12 protein-coding genes and 1 pseudogene are annotated in these 16,301 nt (G+C 36.7%); 5 read left to right on the forward strand and 8 right to left on the reverse strand.

Annotation, left to right across the window (positions count from 1 at the left end; all coding sequences use genetic code 11):
• The first annotated feature begins 66 nt into the window (after nucleotides 1-66).
• Entirely contained in the window at nucleotides 67-621 is a 555-nt protein-coding gene (locus tag H5118_RS07230) for a hypothetical protein (RefSeq protein ID WP_182748329.1), read from the forward strand.
• Nucleotides 622-623: 2 nt separating this feature from the next.
• Nucleotides 624-812 (forward strand): DUF1289 domain-containing protein, encoded by a 189-nt coding sequence (locus H5118_RS07235; protein ID WP_182748331.1) that lies wholly within the window; start codon nucleotides 624-626, stop codon nucleotides 810-812.
• 40 nt (nucleotides 813-852) lie between these two features.
• Here H5118_RS07235 and H5118_RS07240 read toward each other — a convergent pair whose 3' ends face one another.
• The gene (locus tag H5118_RS07240; RefSeq protein WP_182748333.1) at nucleotides 853-1,401 is read right to left on the reverse strand and encodes a gluconokinase; all 549 of its coding nucleotides are present in this window, start codon (nucleotides 1,399-1,401) and stop codon (nucleotides 853-855) included.
• 150 nt (nucleotides 1,402-1,551) lie between these two features.
• Here H5118_RS07240 and gntU point away from each other — a divergent pair, with 150 nt between their 5' ends.
• Nucleotides 1,552-2,895, forward strand: coding sequence for a gluconate transporter (gene gntU / locus H5118_RS07245; protein WP_004586388.1), 1,344 nt, complete (start codon nucleotides 1,552-1,554; stop codon nucleotides 2,893-2,895).
• Between the two features lie 109 nt (nucleotides 2,896-3,004).
• On the opposite strand, the gene gntR is transcribed toward gntU, so the two are convergent.
• The 5 genes from gntR to H5118_RS07270 all read right to left on the reverse strand — a co-directional run bounded on the left by gntR (nucleotide 3,005) and on the right by H5118_RS07270 (nucleotide 10,577).
• Nucleotides 3,005-4,015, reverse strand: coding sequence for a gluconate operon transcriptional repressor GntR (gene gntR / locus H5118_RS07250; RefSeq protein WP_182748335.1), 1,011 nt, complete (start codon nucleotides 4,013-4,015; stop codon nucleotides 3,005-3,007).
• Nucleotides 4,016-4,209: 194 nt separating this feature from the next.
• Nucleotides 4,210-5,826, reverse strand: coding sequence for a M56 family metallopeptidase (locus tag H5118_RS07255; RefSeq protein WP_182748337.1), 1,617 nt, complete (start codon nucleotides 5,824-5,826; stop codon nucleotides 4,210-4,212).
• Nucleotides 5,827-5,837: 11 nt separating this feature from the next.
• Nucleotides 5,838-6,218 (reverse strand): BlaI/MecI/CopY family transcriptional regulator, encoded by a 381-nt coding sequence (locus H5118_RS07260; RefSeq protein ID WP_182748339.1) that lies wholly within the window; start codon nucleotides 6,216-6,218, stop codon nucleotides 5,838-5,840.
• A 258-nt stretch (nucleotides 6,219-6,476) separates the two neighbouring features.
• Complete coding sequence (locus H5118_RS07265; RefSeq protein WP_182748341.1) at nucleotides 6,477-7,748, reverse strand: O-acetylhomoserine aminocarboxypropyltransferase/cysteine synthase family protein; 1,272 nt, start codon at nucleotides 7,746-7,748, stop codon at nucleotides 6,477-6,479.
• A gap of 309 nt (nucleotides 7,749-8,057) precedes the next feature.
• Nucleotides 8,058-10,577 carry a bifunctional diguanylate cyclase/phosphodiesterase gene (locus H5118_RS07270; RefSeq protein WP_220497233.1) on the reverse strand — a complete coding sequence of 840 codons (2,520 nt, stop codon included), beginning with the start codon at nucleotides 10,575-10,577 and terminating at the stop codon, nucleotides 8,058-8,060.
• Between the two features lie 204 nt (nucleotides 10,578-10,781).
• Here H5118_RS07270 and H5118_RS07275 point away from each other — a divergent pair, with 204 nt between their 5' ends.
• Together H5118_RS07275 and map are read left to right on the forward strand one after the other, a co-directional pair.
• A complete protein-coding gene (locus tag H5118_RS07275; RefSeq protein WP_182748343.1) occupies nucleotides 10,782-10,988 on the forward strand; it encodes a ParD-like family protein in 207 nt (68 codons plus the stop codon).
• Nucleotides 10,981-11,757, forward strand: coding sequence for a type I methionyl aminopeptidase (gene map, locus H5118_RS07280; protein ID WP_182748344.1), 777 nt, complete (start codon nucleotides 10,981-10,983; stop codon nucleotides 11,755-11,757). The genes H5118_RS07275 and map overlap by 8 nt, the downstream gene beginning before the upstream one ends.
• Nucleotides 11,758-11,862: 105 nt before the next feature.
• Here map and H5118_RS07285 read toward each other — a convergent pair whose 3' ends face one another.
• Nucleotides 11,863-14,034 (reverse strand): S46 family peptidase, encoded by a 2,172-nt coding sequence (locus tag H5118_RS07285; RefSeq protein ID WP_182748346.1) that lies wholly within the window; start codon nucleotides 14,032-14,034, stop codon nucleotides 11,863-11,865.
• Between the two features lie 98 nt (nucleotides 14,035-14,132).
• Nucleotides 14,133-16,222: pseudogene (locus H5118_RS07290) on the reverse strand (EAL domain-containing protein).
• Nucleotides 16,223-16,301: the final 79 nt, after the last annotated feature.

Below are 16,301 nucleotides of genomic sequence, written 5' to 3' on the forward strand. Positions count from 1 at the left end.
TTTTTATTTTTACAGTAAATCACGTGTGATATAGTGCATGGCTAAATTAATCGGTTACTGTGAACTATGAAAAACTATATTACTCCTTCTATTGTCGCATTTATTTTAGTCGTCGCGTTTATTTTAGCGGGCTGTACCAGCAAAACTAATCAGACTACAACTACAACAACCACTACTACAACGAATCAGTCTGTAAAAACCACAGTAACACCCGATGAATGCAGCACCATAAATAACCTAATAAATGGTTATGAATCTGGTTTTAATTCAATCAAAACAGATAAAGTAAATAACCAGTTTACTAATCAATGGCGTACTAATACTCATATAATTGGAGCAAACTGTACAGTTACTTTAAATAAGTCAGAGCAAGCAAGCTACCAATGCCAAACACCTGTTAAAACACAAACGCAAACAATAAAGTCTCATCAAAAACTGGCTAAGCAATTGCGCCAATGCTTAACCAAAACAGGTTGGTTGGAAAGCCAAAAAGAAACAGCAAGTTCAATTTACAGCACCTTTGTACTTGATACTAAAACCCCTGTCATTACACTTGCTACCAATCAAGAAGGTAATGGGTTTTCTACTCGCTTTGAAATTGCTCCACCGTTAGGACTTTAATAATGCGCCAATTCAATCAAAACAAAAAACCATCTAAATTTAAAACTGATTGCCTAGGAATATGCGAAAGGCGCAGCGGTTACTGCACCGGGTGTGGGCGTACCAACGAAGAAATTTTTGATTGGATAATATTATCTGAAGATGAAAAAAAAGCGATTTTAGAAACACCACGAGCAGACGCTAACTCATAACAAATAAAGCCCCTAAATGTTAAAAGTAACAGTTAATTGATTAACTAAAAACTTTTAACTTGTTGTGGCTATTCATTTTAGTTGCGCTAATACAGCTTTCGACTACTTGCTCAAATGAGTTATTAATATCTATATTTATAACATTGGGCTCATCTTCTTTTGGAACTTCTAGCGCTTCAAATTGGCTTTTGAGTAAATCAACAGGCATAAAATGCCCTTTTCTGTCCTGCATACGGCTTTTAACCAGCTCAAAATCACCAAAAAGATGTAAAAAGGTAATGCCTGTATTTCCATCACATATTTGTTCTCGGTATATCTTTTTTAATGCTGAGCAGACTATTACCGCGACTTCATTTTTCTTTTCAATGCTAAATGCAGCATCACGTATTCTTTCGAGCCAAGGCACACGATCAGCATCATTTAAAGGCTGCCCAGATGACATCTTTAATATATTAGCCTTGGGATGTAAGTCGTCTCCGTCGATAAATTTAGCGCCAATGCGCTTTGCTAATGCATCACCCACACTTGACTTTCCTGTGCTTGAAACCCCCATTACAATATAAATACGACCTACATTTGTGTTACTCATGTATTTACCCTCGCCTTAATTTAATAATTAATTATTTTCAATGTATATATTATATTGAGTTACGGGTAACATGTTACGCGTAACAAATACGAAAGTGAAGTTAAACACACACTAAACATCATAATTCACACTGAATATAAGTAGGGAAAAATGTCAGATTTATCATTAATACTAACAGCGGTAGGCTCCATATTTTTATTGCTTTTTTTAGTAATGAAAGTACGACTACATGCTGTCGTCTCTTTGATCCTTGTTTCTATGATTGCAGGATTATTCTCAGGAATGAGCCCAGAAATAATTGCCGCTACAATTCAAAAAGGAATGGCCGGAACACTAGGCTTTGTAGCGGTGGTGGTCGCTTTAGGCGCCATGTTTGGCAAAGTAATGGAAGAAACCGGCGCGCTGGATCGCATTGCCCACACACTTTTACACCGTTTTGGAGAAAAAAACGCTAATTGGGCGCTTACCTTTACGGGCTTTATTTGTGCCCTCCCCCTCTTTTTTGATGTAGCCGTTGTACTTTTAATCGGTATTGTTTTTGCTGTGGTACGAAAAGGCGGTGGCAGCGTTGTTAAAATTGGTATTGGGCTACTTGCTGGGATAGCGTCTTGTCAGGCGTTTCTTATTCCTGCGCCAGGGCCGATTTTGGTTGCCTCTCAATTAGGCGCTGACTATGGTTATATGATTTTATTTGGCCTTATTGCTGCCATACCGGCAATGATTATAGGAGGTCCAATTTGGGGCTCTATTATTTCTAAATCTATTCATGTAGAACTCCCACAGCACGAACAAATCGACGATAACCAAAGAGTTGGTAAAGGGACGCCTAGTTTTGGATTAGCATTAGGTTTAATTGCTCTGCCGTTAATTATGATTAGTTTAAATACTATTGGTAGCCGCTTTGTTGAAAAAGACTCTGATTTATATAATTGGTTAGCCTTTATAGGTCATCCATTTACAGCAATTTTAGTTGCCTGCTTAATGGCATTTTATTTGCTCGGTGCAAGGCGCGGTGTCCCTAATGCTAGAATCATGGAAATTTGTGGTAGTGCCTTACAACCTGCAGGAATTATTATTCTTGTCACTGGTGCCGGTGGGGTATTTAAACAAGTATTAGTTGATTCAGGAGTAGGTACTGCACTAGGTAATTACTTAGCTGGCTCAGGATTACCGATTGTAATACTCGCTTTTGTATTATCAGCCGCTGTGCGGGTTATTCAAGGCTCTGCGACAGTAGCTATGCTTACAGCGTGTGGCTTAATTATTCCAATGCTTCAGCCTTTAGGCCTTGATGGAGCGCAGCTTGCCGCTGTCACTATCGCTATTGGTGGGGGCTCTATTGTGCTCTCCCATGTAAACGACTCAGGATTTTGGTTAGCAAGTCGCTATCTCGGTTTGAGCGAAATGCAAACTCTTAAAACGTGGACGGTAATGGAAACTATTATTGGTACTGTTGGCGCACTTGTCGCTATGATTATTTCTCTGTTTTTGTAAAATTACAGTATGTAGAGTTATCATCACACATATAAAAATTACCTGAGCCTTTTGTTATTTAGGCTCAGGTAATTAGGCACAGGTAATTAGGCTCATATAATTAGAGTATTTAAACACTTTCACCTAGATGAACTATATAACCAGTATCAATTACTTGCTTATAATTAATCCTAGCATCCAAATCTGAATTAATCCGGCTCAACAACTCTCTTCCCGCAAGATTACCTATCTGATAACGAGGGGTGATCACACTTGCTAATTGAGGCACCATTGCTTGGCCAATATCATGGCCATGAAAACCCACAACCCCCATTTGGCTAGGCACTAAAATGTTGTTTCGCTGGCATTCAAAAATAGCCCCAATTGCTAAATCATCATTAGTACAAAACAAACAGTCAGTATTTGGGTAGTCAGTACGCGCTTTTTGTAAAAGTTCAGCACCTAAACTATAAGATGAAGCTTGATCAGTCATCACACTTTTAGGCGTAAAACCTTTAGCTAACATAGCATCTGAATAACCTTGAAATTTTAGGCGTGTTCGTACATCGAGCCTTGCACCTATATAAACAATATTGCGATAGCATTTATTTAAAAGTGCCGTCGTCATATCAAAAGCGGCTTTAACGTTATCAAAACCAATCGCTTGCTGCATTGGAGAGTGATGAGTATCCATTATTTCAATCACAGGTACGCCTGACGTTTCAATCATTTTTAGCGTTCTGTCTGTGTGTGTGGTTTCTGATAAAATTAAACCATCAACGTGATACGACAATAGATACTCAACCCGTTTTTCTTCAATTTCAGGGTTGTAACCATAATGGGCTAACATTGTTTGATATCCTGCAGGCCCTGTTACATCTTCAATACCTTTTATAACTTGAGCAAATACGTGGTTCGTTAACGATGGGACTAGTACACCAATAGAGTAGCTTTTAGCATTAGAGAGTAAATCAGGAGCTTTATTTGCAATGTAACCTAGCGTATCAATAGCTGCACTAATTTTAGTGCGAGTAGACTCTGATACTATTTCGGGATTACGTAAATAACGACTCACCGTCATTTTGGTTACACCAACCGCATCGGCAATATCTTGAAGAGAAGAACGCTTGTTTTTTTTCATCACACACAATTAAATAAAATGTTACTTGTAACATACCAACTATTGTGAAAAATCACTACTTTTAGCCATTTTTATTTAGGTTATCGCTAAGCGATTACCCAAGAGATTTAAATAATCTAGACCTATTTTACTGTATTTGTACCAATAACATAAACAGAGGCTCAGATACTCCGAGCCTCATCGTAATTGAAAACTTATAGCAATCTCAACAATTGCGAACCAGGTAGGCCGCTTTGTGGTAATAACGCGGGGGTAACTGCAAATGCTTCTGGGATTTTACTTTTGATTTCATCCATCTTTTTACGGTTATTTTGTTTATCATAAACATAATATTTAAGGATATTTCCGTATACATCGTCTTTTGCATCAACCTTCTCTAGGGTTTTTAACGCTTTATCGTAATCATCAAGGTAAATGTATGCCAGTGCTAAGTTATCAGCAGAGCCAACATGTAGTTTCCCTTCAAGCTGTTTTGATAAATCTTCAAGCTCTGCAACAGCAAGCTCATAACGCCCTAGTTGTATATACGCGGTTGCTAGTGAATTTTTTAAAAAGTAAGGCGGGTTACTACCAGGCTCATACCATTTTTCGTAAGCACTCAGTATATCTTCATATTGCTCAAGTTTAGAGTAAACGTGATCTAGCAGCCTAAAGCTTTGTAGTTTAATTTCAGCTTCTTCAAAACCAGCAAGTTTATCTCTATTTAAGTGCCATTGTTGTATGCCTTGCGCAGCTTGGTTTAACAGTTCAGGGGTATCACTTTTTGCCCCAGCAGCACTTTTTAGAAGCTGTGCAAGTTGTTGTTTATATTCTTCACTTTTAACAGGAGCCTGAGACGTATTATTACTTGGCTGCTTGTTATCTGAACTACCATCTACAATTTGCGCTGCAGCTAAAGCACTAAAAGACATTGCCGCCGCAACCATAACCAAATATTTACTTTTCATTGTTTTTTCCTTGTTTAACATTTTGATCCTCTGAATATTAAAACTCTTAGAATGAGCAATATTCAAAAGTGGGGGGGTAAAAAAGTTAGGCGAGCTTTTAGCACTTTGCTCTTGTAGCAATAAACTGGCTAAATCCAATTGGTATTTACCTTTTAGCTTTTGCATACACAACTCATCACAGCTAAGTTCGAGTTGCTCTTTTGCTAAACCAGTTAACTTTAAGCAAATAGGATTCCACCAAAAAACGCTTTCTATAAAACAAATAAGCCACGTCCAATAAATATCACCTTGTTGTAAATGAGTTACCTCGTGTTGAATGACTGAATCTAATTCTTCACGATTTACCATCGTCGACTCTAGCCAAATAACAGGCTTTATTAACCCGGTAGCAAAAGCAGGCTCTGTATGGGTTGTTAGTCTAATTGGATACTGATTGTTAATGTGTTTAAGTTCAGGACTTGGCTTTGAGTTAATGTATAAGTTTTTTATAAGCTTTACATAAAGGCTCACGCGTAATGAAAACAATCCAAAACCAGCTAAAACTAAAACTATAAAAACATTACTAAGTGATGGCAATAAGTCCCATATACTCACATCGCTTTGTAATTCGTCCTTAGTTGCTACTTGTTCAGCATTTGGTATTAATGCTTTAACATTGGGAATCAATTGCGCCACGTTGAATGTGTAACGATTTGCCCCTTCAAATAAGGATAACTGGGAAAAATATTGCCAAGGGACAAACCAACATACCAAGGCAGTCATTAAAATGTAAAAGTTTAATCGTGCTGGGGCATTTTTTAGCCCTTTTACTGTAAGCAAAATACATAAGCTAATAAGTGTGCAAGTTAGTAAATAATCCGTCATTACCCTCTCCTTTAATCTAACTTCTTATTTTTTAAAAGCGTTTGTAAATATTCTATATCTTCATCATTTAGCTTTTCTTCTTTAATAAAGTGGGCAATTAAACTACGAGAATTACCTTTAAAAAATCGTTGCATAAAACTAGGCATAGCTTGCTCCGATAATGTCTCTTGAGTAACGATTGTTCTAAAAATAATAGCTCGTCCTTCATGTCCACAACGCTCAATCGCTCCTTTGTGTTCTAACCTATCTACAATAGTTTTAACTGTTGTATAGGCTACTTTTTTATCTTTTTGCTTATCAGCTAAAAGCACCTTATGTAGTTGACTCGCGGTACAGGGTTCTTCCTGCCAGAGCAGCTGCATAATATCCATTTCAAAATCACTAAGTTTCATTGTCGCTCCTATTACTACACTTGTAGTGGTACTATTACAAATGTAGTAGTAAGTAATCTTAGTGTCAATACAAAGTTGACATGTGAATAAAAAACAAGCGGTAAAAATATAAAAGCCTTAGGAAGGTTTTATAAAAAAGGTAGATAAAATAAAGAGGTATACTTATTAATAGATTTTAGAGAAACATAAAAAACGATAGTTTATTTTCAACTAACGCTTTTTATGCTTTAAAGTTTTTTATGAAAGGTAGTGAGGTAACTATGCTTTATCGAGCGCTTGGCTTACATCGGCAATTATGTCTGCAATGTTCTCAATACCGACTGACAAACGAATTAAATCGCGACTTACGCCCGCATTAGCAAGCTCTTCATCATTTAATTGGCGGTGTGTGGTTGACGCAGGATGGCACGCAAGCGACTTGGCATCGCCAATATTAACTAAGCGTAAAATCATGTTTAGCGCATCAATAAAACGAGTACCTGCTTCTAGGCCACCAGCAATACCAAAGCTTAAAATACCCGATGCTTTACCACTGGTAATTTTCTGACTCATTTCGTTATACGGGCTTGATTCAAGCCCTGCGTAATTAACCCAAAGCACTTTTGGATGATTTTCTAAATACTCAGCCAAGTGCTGTGCATTTTCGCAGTGGCGATCCATTCTTAAGCCTAAGGTTTCAAGGCCGATTAAAATGTCAGATGCGTTTTTAGGGGCAAGCGCTGCGCCGGTATTTCTAAGTGGCACTACTCTGCAGCGACCGATAAATGCAGCTTCAGCAAAAGCTTCGGTATAAACCACATTGTGATACGACGGATCGGGCTCGTTCATCATTGCAAAGCGCGTGGCATTCGCTTTCCAATCAAATTTACCTGAGTCGACAATCATGCCGCCAATAGCAGTACCGTGCCCGTTTATATACTTTGTAAGTGAGTGAACCACTATATCGGCGCCCAGCTCAAATGGGCGGCATAAATACGGCGTAGCCACGGTATTATCAACAATAAGCGGCAAACCTTTGCTGTGTGCAATACGTGCTAAACGTTCAATATCAACAATATTACCTGCAGGATTACCAATAGATTCACAAAAAACAGCGCGGGTGTTGTCGTCAATTGCATTCTCGAACGCGGTAAAGTCATCGGCTTTAATCATGCGTGCTTCAATACCTTGCCTAGGTAGTGTATGAGCAAATAAGTTATACGTGCCACCATATACTTGGCTGGTGCTGACAATGTTAGTACCGACTTCACACAAACATTGAATAGCATACGTAATAGCAGCCATCCCAGAGGCAACAGCCAGCCCACCAATGCCCCCTTCCATCGCGGCAATACGTTGTTCAAGTACGGCATTGGTTGGGTTCATTATGCGGGTGTAAATATTTCCAGGTACTTTTAAATCGAATAAATTAGCGCCATGCTGCGTGTTGTCAAATGTATAAGAAGAAGTGTGATAAATAGGCACGGCTGCCGATTTGGTCGTAGGCTCAGATTCGTAACCGTGGTGCAGTGCTAATGACTCTAATTTCATAATTATTTCCTTCAATTAATTTACCACTAACCTAGCACTTCTTGGTTATAAAATGTACATGAAATATATTTAAGGGTGTTAAGGTGATTTGATTTAAGTTAAGGCGGTTAATAGCTATGAGTTCAAGGATTATGTTCTTTTGAACTTTTTAGAAAAACCATATAAAAAAACTTTATATGGCTGTGTTCTTCCATTAGGTAGTAAGTTATTTTAAGGTTATATTTAATGAATTAGTATTAAGCACTAAATAAAACAAGCTTAATCGAAATATGTATTAGAAACTTTGGAGGACAACATAAATTACTAATATTATTTGTATTGTATGGCTCGAATATATTCAATAAGTTGGTCAACAGGAAGCGGCTTTGAGAAAAAGTATCCTTGAATCCTAATACCTTTATATCTAGATAAGTGTGTAATTAGCTTTTCATCTTCTACCCCCTCTACTACCACTTTTTTGCCTAAGTCATAACAAACTTTGATAATGGTATCTAAAAGCTTTCGTTCTTTCGTATCTTTATCCGCTCCAAGTGTAAACTCTCGATCAATTTTAATAATGTTCGCGGGCTGATTAGCAAGATATGACAAACTTGAAAAACCAGTCCCAAAATCGTCTATAGCAACATTCAAACCTGAATTAATTAATTCAAGTAATGTTTTCTCTATAGATGTCTTTTCTTGAAAGGAGGACTCAGTGACTTCAACAGTGAAATTTTTATATGTGATGTTATTTTGAGTAAGTAAATGGAGTAAGTCGATAGAAAAATTGTCTTTAATAATCTGCTTGGTTGAAAAATTAACTGCTACGGTTATATTTTGCAGTTGCGAATGTTTTTTTATATCGTGAAGGACTTGATTTAAAACTTGTTTACCTACTTGAACTATTTGACCCGTAGTTTCTGCTACAGGGATAAATTTTGCCGGAGAGATCCATTCACCGTTACAACGCCACCTAACTAGCGCTTCAACACCTACAATTTGGTTCCCATTCAAGTTATGTATAGGTTGGTAGAACACTTCTAATTCGTTGTTCTTTAGAGCCGTGTGTAAATTATTTCGGATAATAATTTTTTCGCTGTGTTTATCATCCATTATTTGTTGATAAAAGTGTATTTGATTCCCTCCAAGCTCTGTAGATTTTTCAAGGGCTATATTTGCTTGCTGAAGGTTAAGCTTAAAATTAAATAATTCGGGGGTTTGATAAAATACCACTCCAGCACTTGCAGTAAGATTGAAGTCAAATGTGTCTATACAGTACGCTTTAGATAAATCGAGTATTAGAGCCTCAATTTTTTGCTCAAGGATAGCTGGTGTAGTATCTGTAAAATATAAAACAAAGCTATCGTTAATTCCCTTAGAAATTAATACTCGGTTGTCAACATTTATACTTATTCTTTCAGAAGCTTTTTTTAGAATTTTATCACTGATTTCATACCCTAAAGAATTATGTATCTCTTCATAAAAATCTAGTTTAACTATTACAGTTGCAAAATTACTATATCCTCTAACCGAGCTAAGCTGCAGAAACTCTTCTTCCAAAGCTTTCAATCTCAGTAAACCAGTTAATTCATCATGCTTTGTACTAAACTCTAAGGCTCTTGATGAATCAGCTACCAGTACAAAAATAAATATAAATAGAAACGTAAACCATAATATTAATTGATCAATTATGGTATCAATGTGTATTGCTTCATAGTCATTGATAAAGGTATAGACATTATGTTCAACTAAACCCATCACATTTATTTTTTCAGTGATAAAATGGTTATAACGGCTAGTTAGCTTGTTTAAATCAGACTGAGTTTTATTTTTATAGTCTACTGAAAAGTATACATTTGGAGTTAATTCTAAATATGTATCATACCGACTAAGATATTTTAAATAACTTTTCTCTAATAATAAGTTCATATCTAGTAAATTTAATATATAAAAACGACTTTGATTCGCAAGTTTAACAGGGGCTAAAAACATTAAAATTGGTATATCGGAGTCTAGAGTTAATGAGTTAGCTGCAAATTGGACTTCCTCTATATCTCTTTTAAGCCATAATTTTATTGTAGGTTTTTCTAGCATTCCATTTAAGTAAAAACTGCTAGAAAAATTATCGCCTGAAATATAATTTAATTCATTATCAAGAACTAAAACACCTTTGATTATATTATAATCACTAATGTAATTTTTTGAGTCTATATTAATTAGACGCATAAAATCTTCAAAACTAACTTTTTCTACTCTAGTCTTTATTCTAGCTAGAGCTTTTTTCTGTGAAGCCAAAGAGCGGTTTATCATTGTTTCTAATAAGTGTATTTTTTCTCTTGCATTAGCATCTTGGGTTCTGACTAGATTCAAAGATGACTGATGCCACACAGTTGAACCGATTAATACAACTATAAATACGACTAATTTTATTTTTTTCATTTCATTTATTTTTATATTTTTATGAAAAGCTTTGATAGTAATTGCTGAAAAACAAGTAAACATAAAAATGGCGTACAATGATAAAGTAAATGGGTTGTTATCAAGGCTTCCCAGATCGAAATTAACCTGCATATGAAATAAAAAAGAAAACTGAATAAATAGAAAACACAATGCAGCAACTGTAGCTATTGCGATGCAATACTTCTTTGTATATAGACTTACTTTTTTTATGGTTGCTAAAACGCCTGCAATTAACAGTGAAATTATTGCCGTCGTGGGGCTTATCACCTTTATTAATTCATACCCAGAAAAAGTAGATTCAACCATTCCTAGTGCAAAAATAATACAGTGAAAATACAAAATAGCGCTATATAAAATACTAGTCGCACTTCTTGTCACATTCAATCTCATATCATAACCCATTAAATTTATCATCTGCCCCAATGCAGTTTAAAAGGATTGCTTATATAATTCAATGCAAACATAAAGTATTACTTATTAATCATTTTTCTTGTGAAGTGGCCGAGAAATACACTTTTGATTGTAAGACCTCCAAGTTGACATCCATGTTTTCATTATATACGATACATGCATAAATCATATACGGTATATATAATGGGAATAGTGAAAATATCAGATGGGCTGCATGAAGAAATTAGAAAATCGAGTAATATCATGTCCAGATCTATCAATTCACAAGCAGAGTTTTGGATTAAAATAGGCATGCTTGCTGAGTTAAATCCGACACTTACCTACCATGAAATAATTAAAAAACAACTCATAAGAGAAAAGCTTACTATTCAGGATCTTTTGCATGAGTAAAGCAACAATAAAGACTGATGCAGAAATTGAGCTCATGAGAGAGTCAGGAAAGCTTTTAGCTCAGGTATTTAAAATGCTTGATGATTTTATTTGCGAGGGCATAACTACGTTAGATATAGACACTAAAGTAGAAAGCTATATTACCAATGTGTTACATGCTCGTCCTGCCAGTAAAGACCAATATGGCTATCGGTATTCATTGAACTCATCTGTTAATGACGTAGTGTGCCATGGTGTACCCAATAATATTTATAAATTAAAAAACAAAGATATTTTAAATATTGATATTACCTTAGAGAAAAATGGTTATATCAGTGATTCAAGTAAAATGTATACTTTTGCAGCGACAAGCTCAGAAGCCAAACGATTGGTTAAAACGACTTATGATGCTATGTGGGAAGGTATTAAGGTGGTAAAGCCAAAAGCAACGCTTGGTGATATTGGCTATGCTATTCAAAAGCACGCTGAATCTTCTGGTTATAGTGTAGTACGTGAATATTGCGGTCATGGTATTGGTAAAGAAATGCATGAAGAGCCGCAAGTTTTGCATTATGGTAAACCTCATACAGGGTTAGTGCTTGAAGCAGGTATGACCTTTACTATAGAGCCTATGATCAACCAAGGTTCCAAGAAGGTAAAAACTAAAAAAGATGGATGGACAGTCGTAACAAAAGACAAGAAACTTTCTGCTCAGTGGGAACATACCGTTCTAGTAACAGAAACGGGCTTCGAAGTTTTAACACTTCGCGATGAAGAGAAGCGTGCTTAGCAAAACTAAGTTATGCTACTGACGTATACTAACCGTAACCCATTATGATTAATAAAAAAGGCGCTTCCTTTACAGTAAGCGCCCTTCTGTTATCTCACTAATTACTTATTTTACGATTGTCATTTCGTCTAACAAGTTTTGTGCATTATCTACTTTATCCATTACCCAAAGCATGTAGCGTGAATCAACGTGGATTGAGCGATTAAGCTCAGGGTTGTAATCCCAGTCACCAATAATACTTTCGTAAACACCGTCAAACAGTAAACCAACAAGCTCTGCTTTACCGTTAAGTGTTGGCGAACCTGAGTTACCACCGGTAGTGTCTACATTTGATAAGAAGTTAACGGGTACTGTATTCATGCCACCCGTGTAATCACCATAAAGCTTGGCTTTAATTTGCTCTTGTAACTTTTTAGGTGCATTAAATGGGTCAACATCGGTGTTTTTAGCGAGTAACCCTTCAAGCGAGGTAAAAGGTGTTGCTACCAAGCCATCTTGAGGTGAGTAGCCGCCTACGGTGCCATAGGTTACTCGTAATGTGCTGTTGGCATCGGCGTATACAGGTTTGTTTTTAGCTTTGTTAAACGCAATTATTGCGCTCATTAGCTCTGGGCGAGCTGCTTGTAATTTACCTGCAAGTGCTTTTGATTTATCTTCCTGTGCTTTCATTACTTTAAATATGGCTTTAGCGTACTGCACAAATGGGTCTTGGCTTTGATTTAGCTGGCTAAACGATTGTTCAAATAATGAATTGCGAACAGTGGCATTATCAAGTCTTGACTGTTCATACATGCTATCAAGTAACGCGCTTTGGGTTGCTTTATCAAACCCATTTTGTACTTTAAATACGTTATCAACCTCGCTAAAACGCTCTTCTTTTGGAAGTGCTGCATACAGCTCTAAAAAGTGCAGTAAAATAGCTTTGTCTACTTTGCTATCATAACGGCGCGTCATGCGCTCAAGCCCTGCTTTAATGCGAGGTAAGTCACGTTCTTGATAATCAGATTCACGTTCGCTATTTGGCTTTTGTTTTTCGTAAGCTAGGCGGTATAAACGTCGTGCTGTACTGATCATTTGTGAGCGATGTACATAACCTAACATACGGTCGCGTTCACTGTGCTCTTGTGATTGTGCAATTAGCTCAGATAGCTCACCTAATACGCTTCCGTATTGCTCTTTACGCTCACTATCGCTATTGATCCATTGTGTTAACTCTTTCTCAAACTGTTTTTTGCGCTCAAGCATAGTGCCTTTTTTGAAGCTTTCGATCATCGAACCATAGTTTTTAATATAGTTGTTATAACCTGCAATGGTGCTTTCGTAAGCAATACGCGCTTTACTGCCGTCTTCTGAGTTTTCTTCAATAAGCGACACGTATTTTGAGTTATGAACGCGTGCTTTAGGGTAGCTGTCGTTAAATACGTTATCTACCTCTGTTGCTATACGGTAGCGGTTAGTACGCCCTGGGTAGCCTGTAACCATTACAAAGTCGCCTTCTTGCACGCCTTTGGCACTTACTTTTAGGTAAGAGTCTGGTACGTAAGGTACGTTGTCTTCGCTGTACTCAGCTGGTTTTCCATCTTTGCCTACATAAGCGCGGTAAAAACCAAAGTCGCCGGTGTGGCGCGGCCACATCCAGTTATCTATATCGCCACCGTATTTACCTACGCCCATAGCTGGTGCGTAAGATAAACGTACGTCTTTAATTTCAAGTGACTTAATTAGGTAAAACTCTAAACCACCATGAAACGAATACACGTTACAACGGTAGCTTTCGTCGGCTTCACACTGGGCTACTAGCGCTTTTTCGTTTTTTACTATTGCGTCGTAGCGTGCTTTACCGCTTAGTTCTTCAATACCTTTACTAACTTTGTCAGTCACATTAGTAACTGTTTCTGTGACGTATACGCGTGAACCCGGCGCTGCTGGTAAGTCCTCAGCAGGGCTTTTAGCTAAAAAGCCATTTTCTAATATGTTGTTTTCAGGTGTTGAATTGTATTGCACCGAGCCATAAACACAGTGATGGTTTGACACAACTAAACCCTTAGGCGATACAAACGATGCTGTACAGCCACCTAGGCTAATTACCGCATTCATTGGGAATTCGGTTAATTTAGAAATAGATTCAACATCAATTTCAAGCCCTTTGGCTTTTAAAATTGATTCTAACTCTGGAAGTTGGTGTGGTTGCCACATGCCTTCGTCGGCTATGGCACTACTTGAAAGTGATAAAGAAAATGTGGCTGCTAATGTAGCTACAAGAGGTTTTAAACGCATTATAGAATCCTTTTTATTTGTTTCTATAACAGGTTACTCGTCAGTAGCTAATGAGGTCAATAGCCGTGCAATGAATTGTTACAATCGAGTGTTTAATCTTACTTTTTATCAAAATTCATCGAAAAATCAAGAAAGTGTTTTGCTGGTATGGGTTTACTAAAGTAAAAACCTTGCATAAAATCACAGCCTAATTCGTTCAATAAAGTAAGCTGCTCTTTTGTTTCTACGCCTTCGGCTATCACTGTCAGCCCTAAACTGTGCGACATGGCAATAATTGCCTTTACGAGATTACAATCTTCATTGTTTAGTACAATACCATCAATAAAACTTCTATCTATTTTGAGTACATTAAAAGGATATTCTCTTAAATAACTTAATGACGAATAACCCGTACCAAAGTCATCCATTGATAAGTTAATGCCTAATGCCGTAATTTCAGTCAATATATCAACAACATTAGTGTGGCAACTCATCAGCACTCCCTCAGTTATTTCAAACTCTAAATGTTCGGGATTTACGTTTGCTTCACTCAATGAGTTTTGAATAAAGCTGAGTAATCCCACGTCTCTAAATTGACGAGGTGATAAGTTAACGGCAATAGTGTATTGCTGTTTTCGTTTACAAGTACTTTGCCATGTGTTTAAAAAATCTAATGCTTGGCTAATTACAAACTTGCCAATCGGTACAATTAATCCTGTATTTTCTGCAATAGGTATAAACTCATCGGGTGCTACATTACCTAGCACAGGGTTATGCCAACGTAATAACGCTTCTGCACCAATGATGTGTTTATTTTTGGCGTCAAATTGGGGCTGGTAGTATAACTCAAATTCGTCACGCTCAAGGGCGCCACGCATCTGCTCTTCTATTACGAGTCGGCGCTGAATAATTACGTTCATCTTTTTAGTAAAAAATGAATAAGTATTACGACCATATGATTTTGCTTGATACATTGCAGTGTCAGCGTTTCTTAATAAATCAGCAACGGTTGTACCATTTTCTGGGTATATGGCTACACCAATACTTGCTGTTAGTATGTGTTCTCGGCCTTCAATTTTAAAAGGGGCCCTAAAATTATTTAGCAGTTTTTCAGTGATTTTTAGCGCAGCATGATGATCAGTTATACCTCGTAATAATACGATAAACTCATCTCCACCTAGGCGCCCTACCGTATCTTCTTTTCGTAGTGCATCTTGTAGCCTTTGCGCTGATTCAATTAAAAGTTTGTCTCCTGTTTCATGACCTAAGGAATCATTTATTTTTTTAAAATCATCTAAATCTAAAAACAGTACCGCTGCTTTTTCGTTATTTCTTTGTGCTTCAATAAGTAATTGCGACAAACGATCAAGTGCTAAAAAACGATTTGGAAGTAAAGTTAAACTATCGTGATACGCTTGATGTCTAATTAGTTCATCTGATTTATGCTGTTCGGTAATATCTCGAATAATAACCATTAACTGGTTATGTTCTGTTATTTTATTTATTCTTGCTTCAAAAAAAACGAGCCCATGGGGCAAAGCTAGCTCGTATTTAAAGCTCATCATCTGCTTTTTTTCTAATACAAGGCTGATATAGGTTTCAAATTTTTCGGCTACATCGCGCGGGAGTACATCACCCATTTTTTTACCAATAAATTGTTTGGGCTTGGTATAGAGATCGGTCTCATTACTGGCATGATACTCAATAATAGTTCCATCATTTTCCATCAAGAAAAATAAGTCAGGAATTGCCTCAAAAATAGTTTTTAGCATATCCTCATTAAATGATGCATCTGCTTGTGCCTTTTTAACCTCAGATAAGTCAATATCAATGCAATACATTTGTTTTGTATTATATTGATTTGTAAACATAACATGGCTAGAAAAAACGGATACACTTTCGCCATCTTTACTTTTAGGGTAATTTCGGATGCTGGAATTTCTATGTCTTTTTCTACCCAATCACTGTGTGCGTCAATTACAAATTCACACATTGATTCTGGAATTATAAGGTCTTCTATTTTTTGCCCTATGGCTTCTTCTTTTGTGTATCCGTAAAGTCGCTCACTGCCTTCATTCCAATAAATAACACGACGTTCATTGTCATAACCTTGAACAGAAATTACATTTACCGCATCAAATAACTGATGCAAATAGTCGTTAATTACAAATTGGTTGGTTAAGTCTGAAGCAACGTCGTCTAATTTCATTTTGAGGCTATATCCATAGGTAATTTTATTTAGTAATAAAAAACACCAAATAATAATTAAATTTAATTTTAATTTTAAT

The sequence above is a fragment of the Pseudoalteromonas sp. SR41-1 genome (genome assembly GCF_014164015.1).
Lineage (GTDB): Bacteria > Pseudomonadota > Gammaproteobacteria > Enterobacterales > Alteromonadaceae > Pseudoalteromonas > Pseudoalteromonas distincta.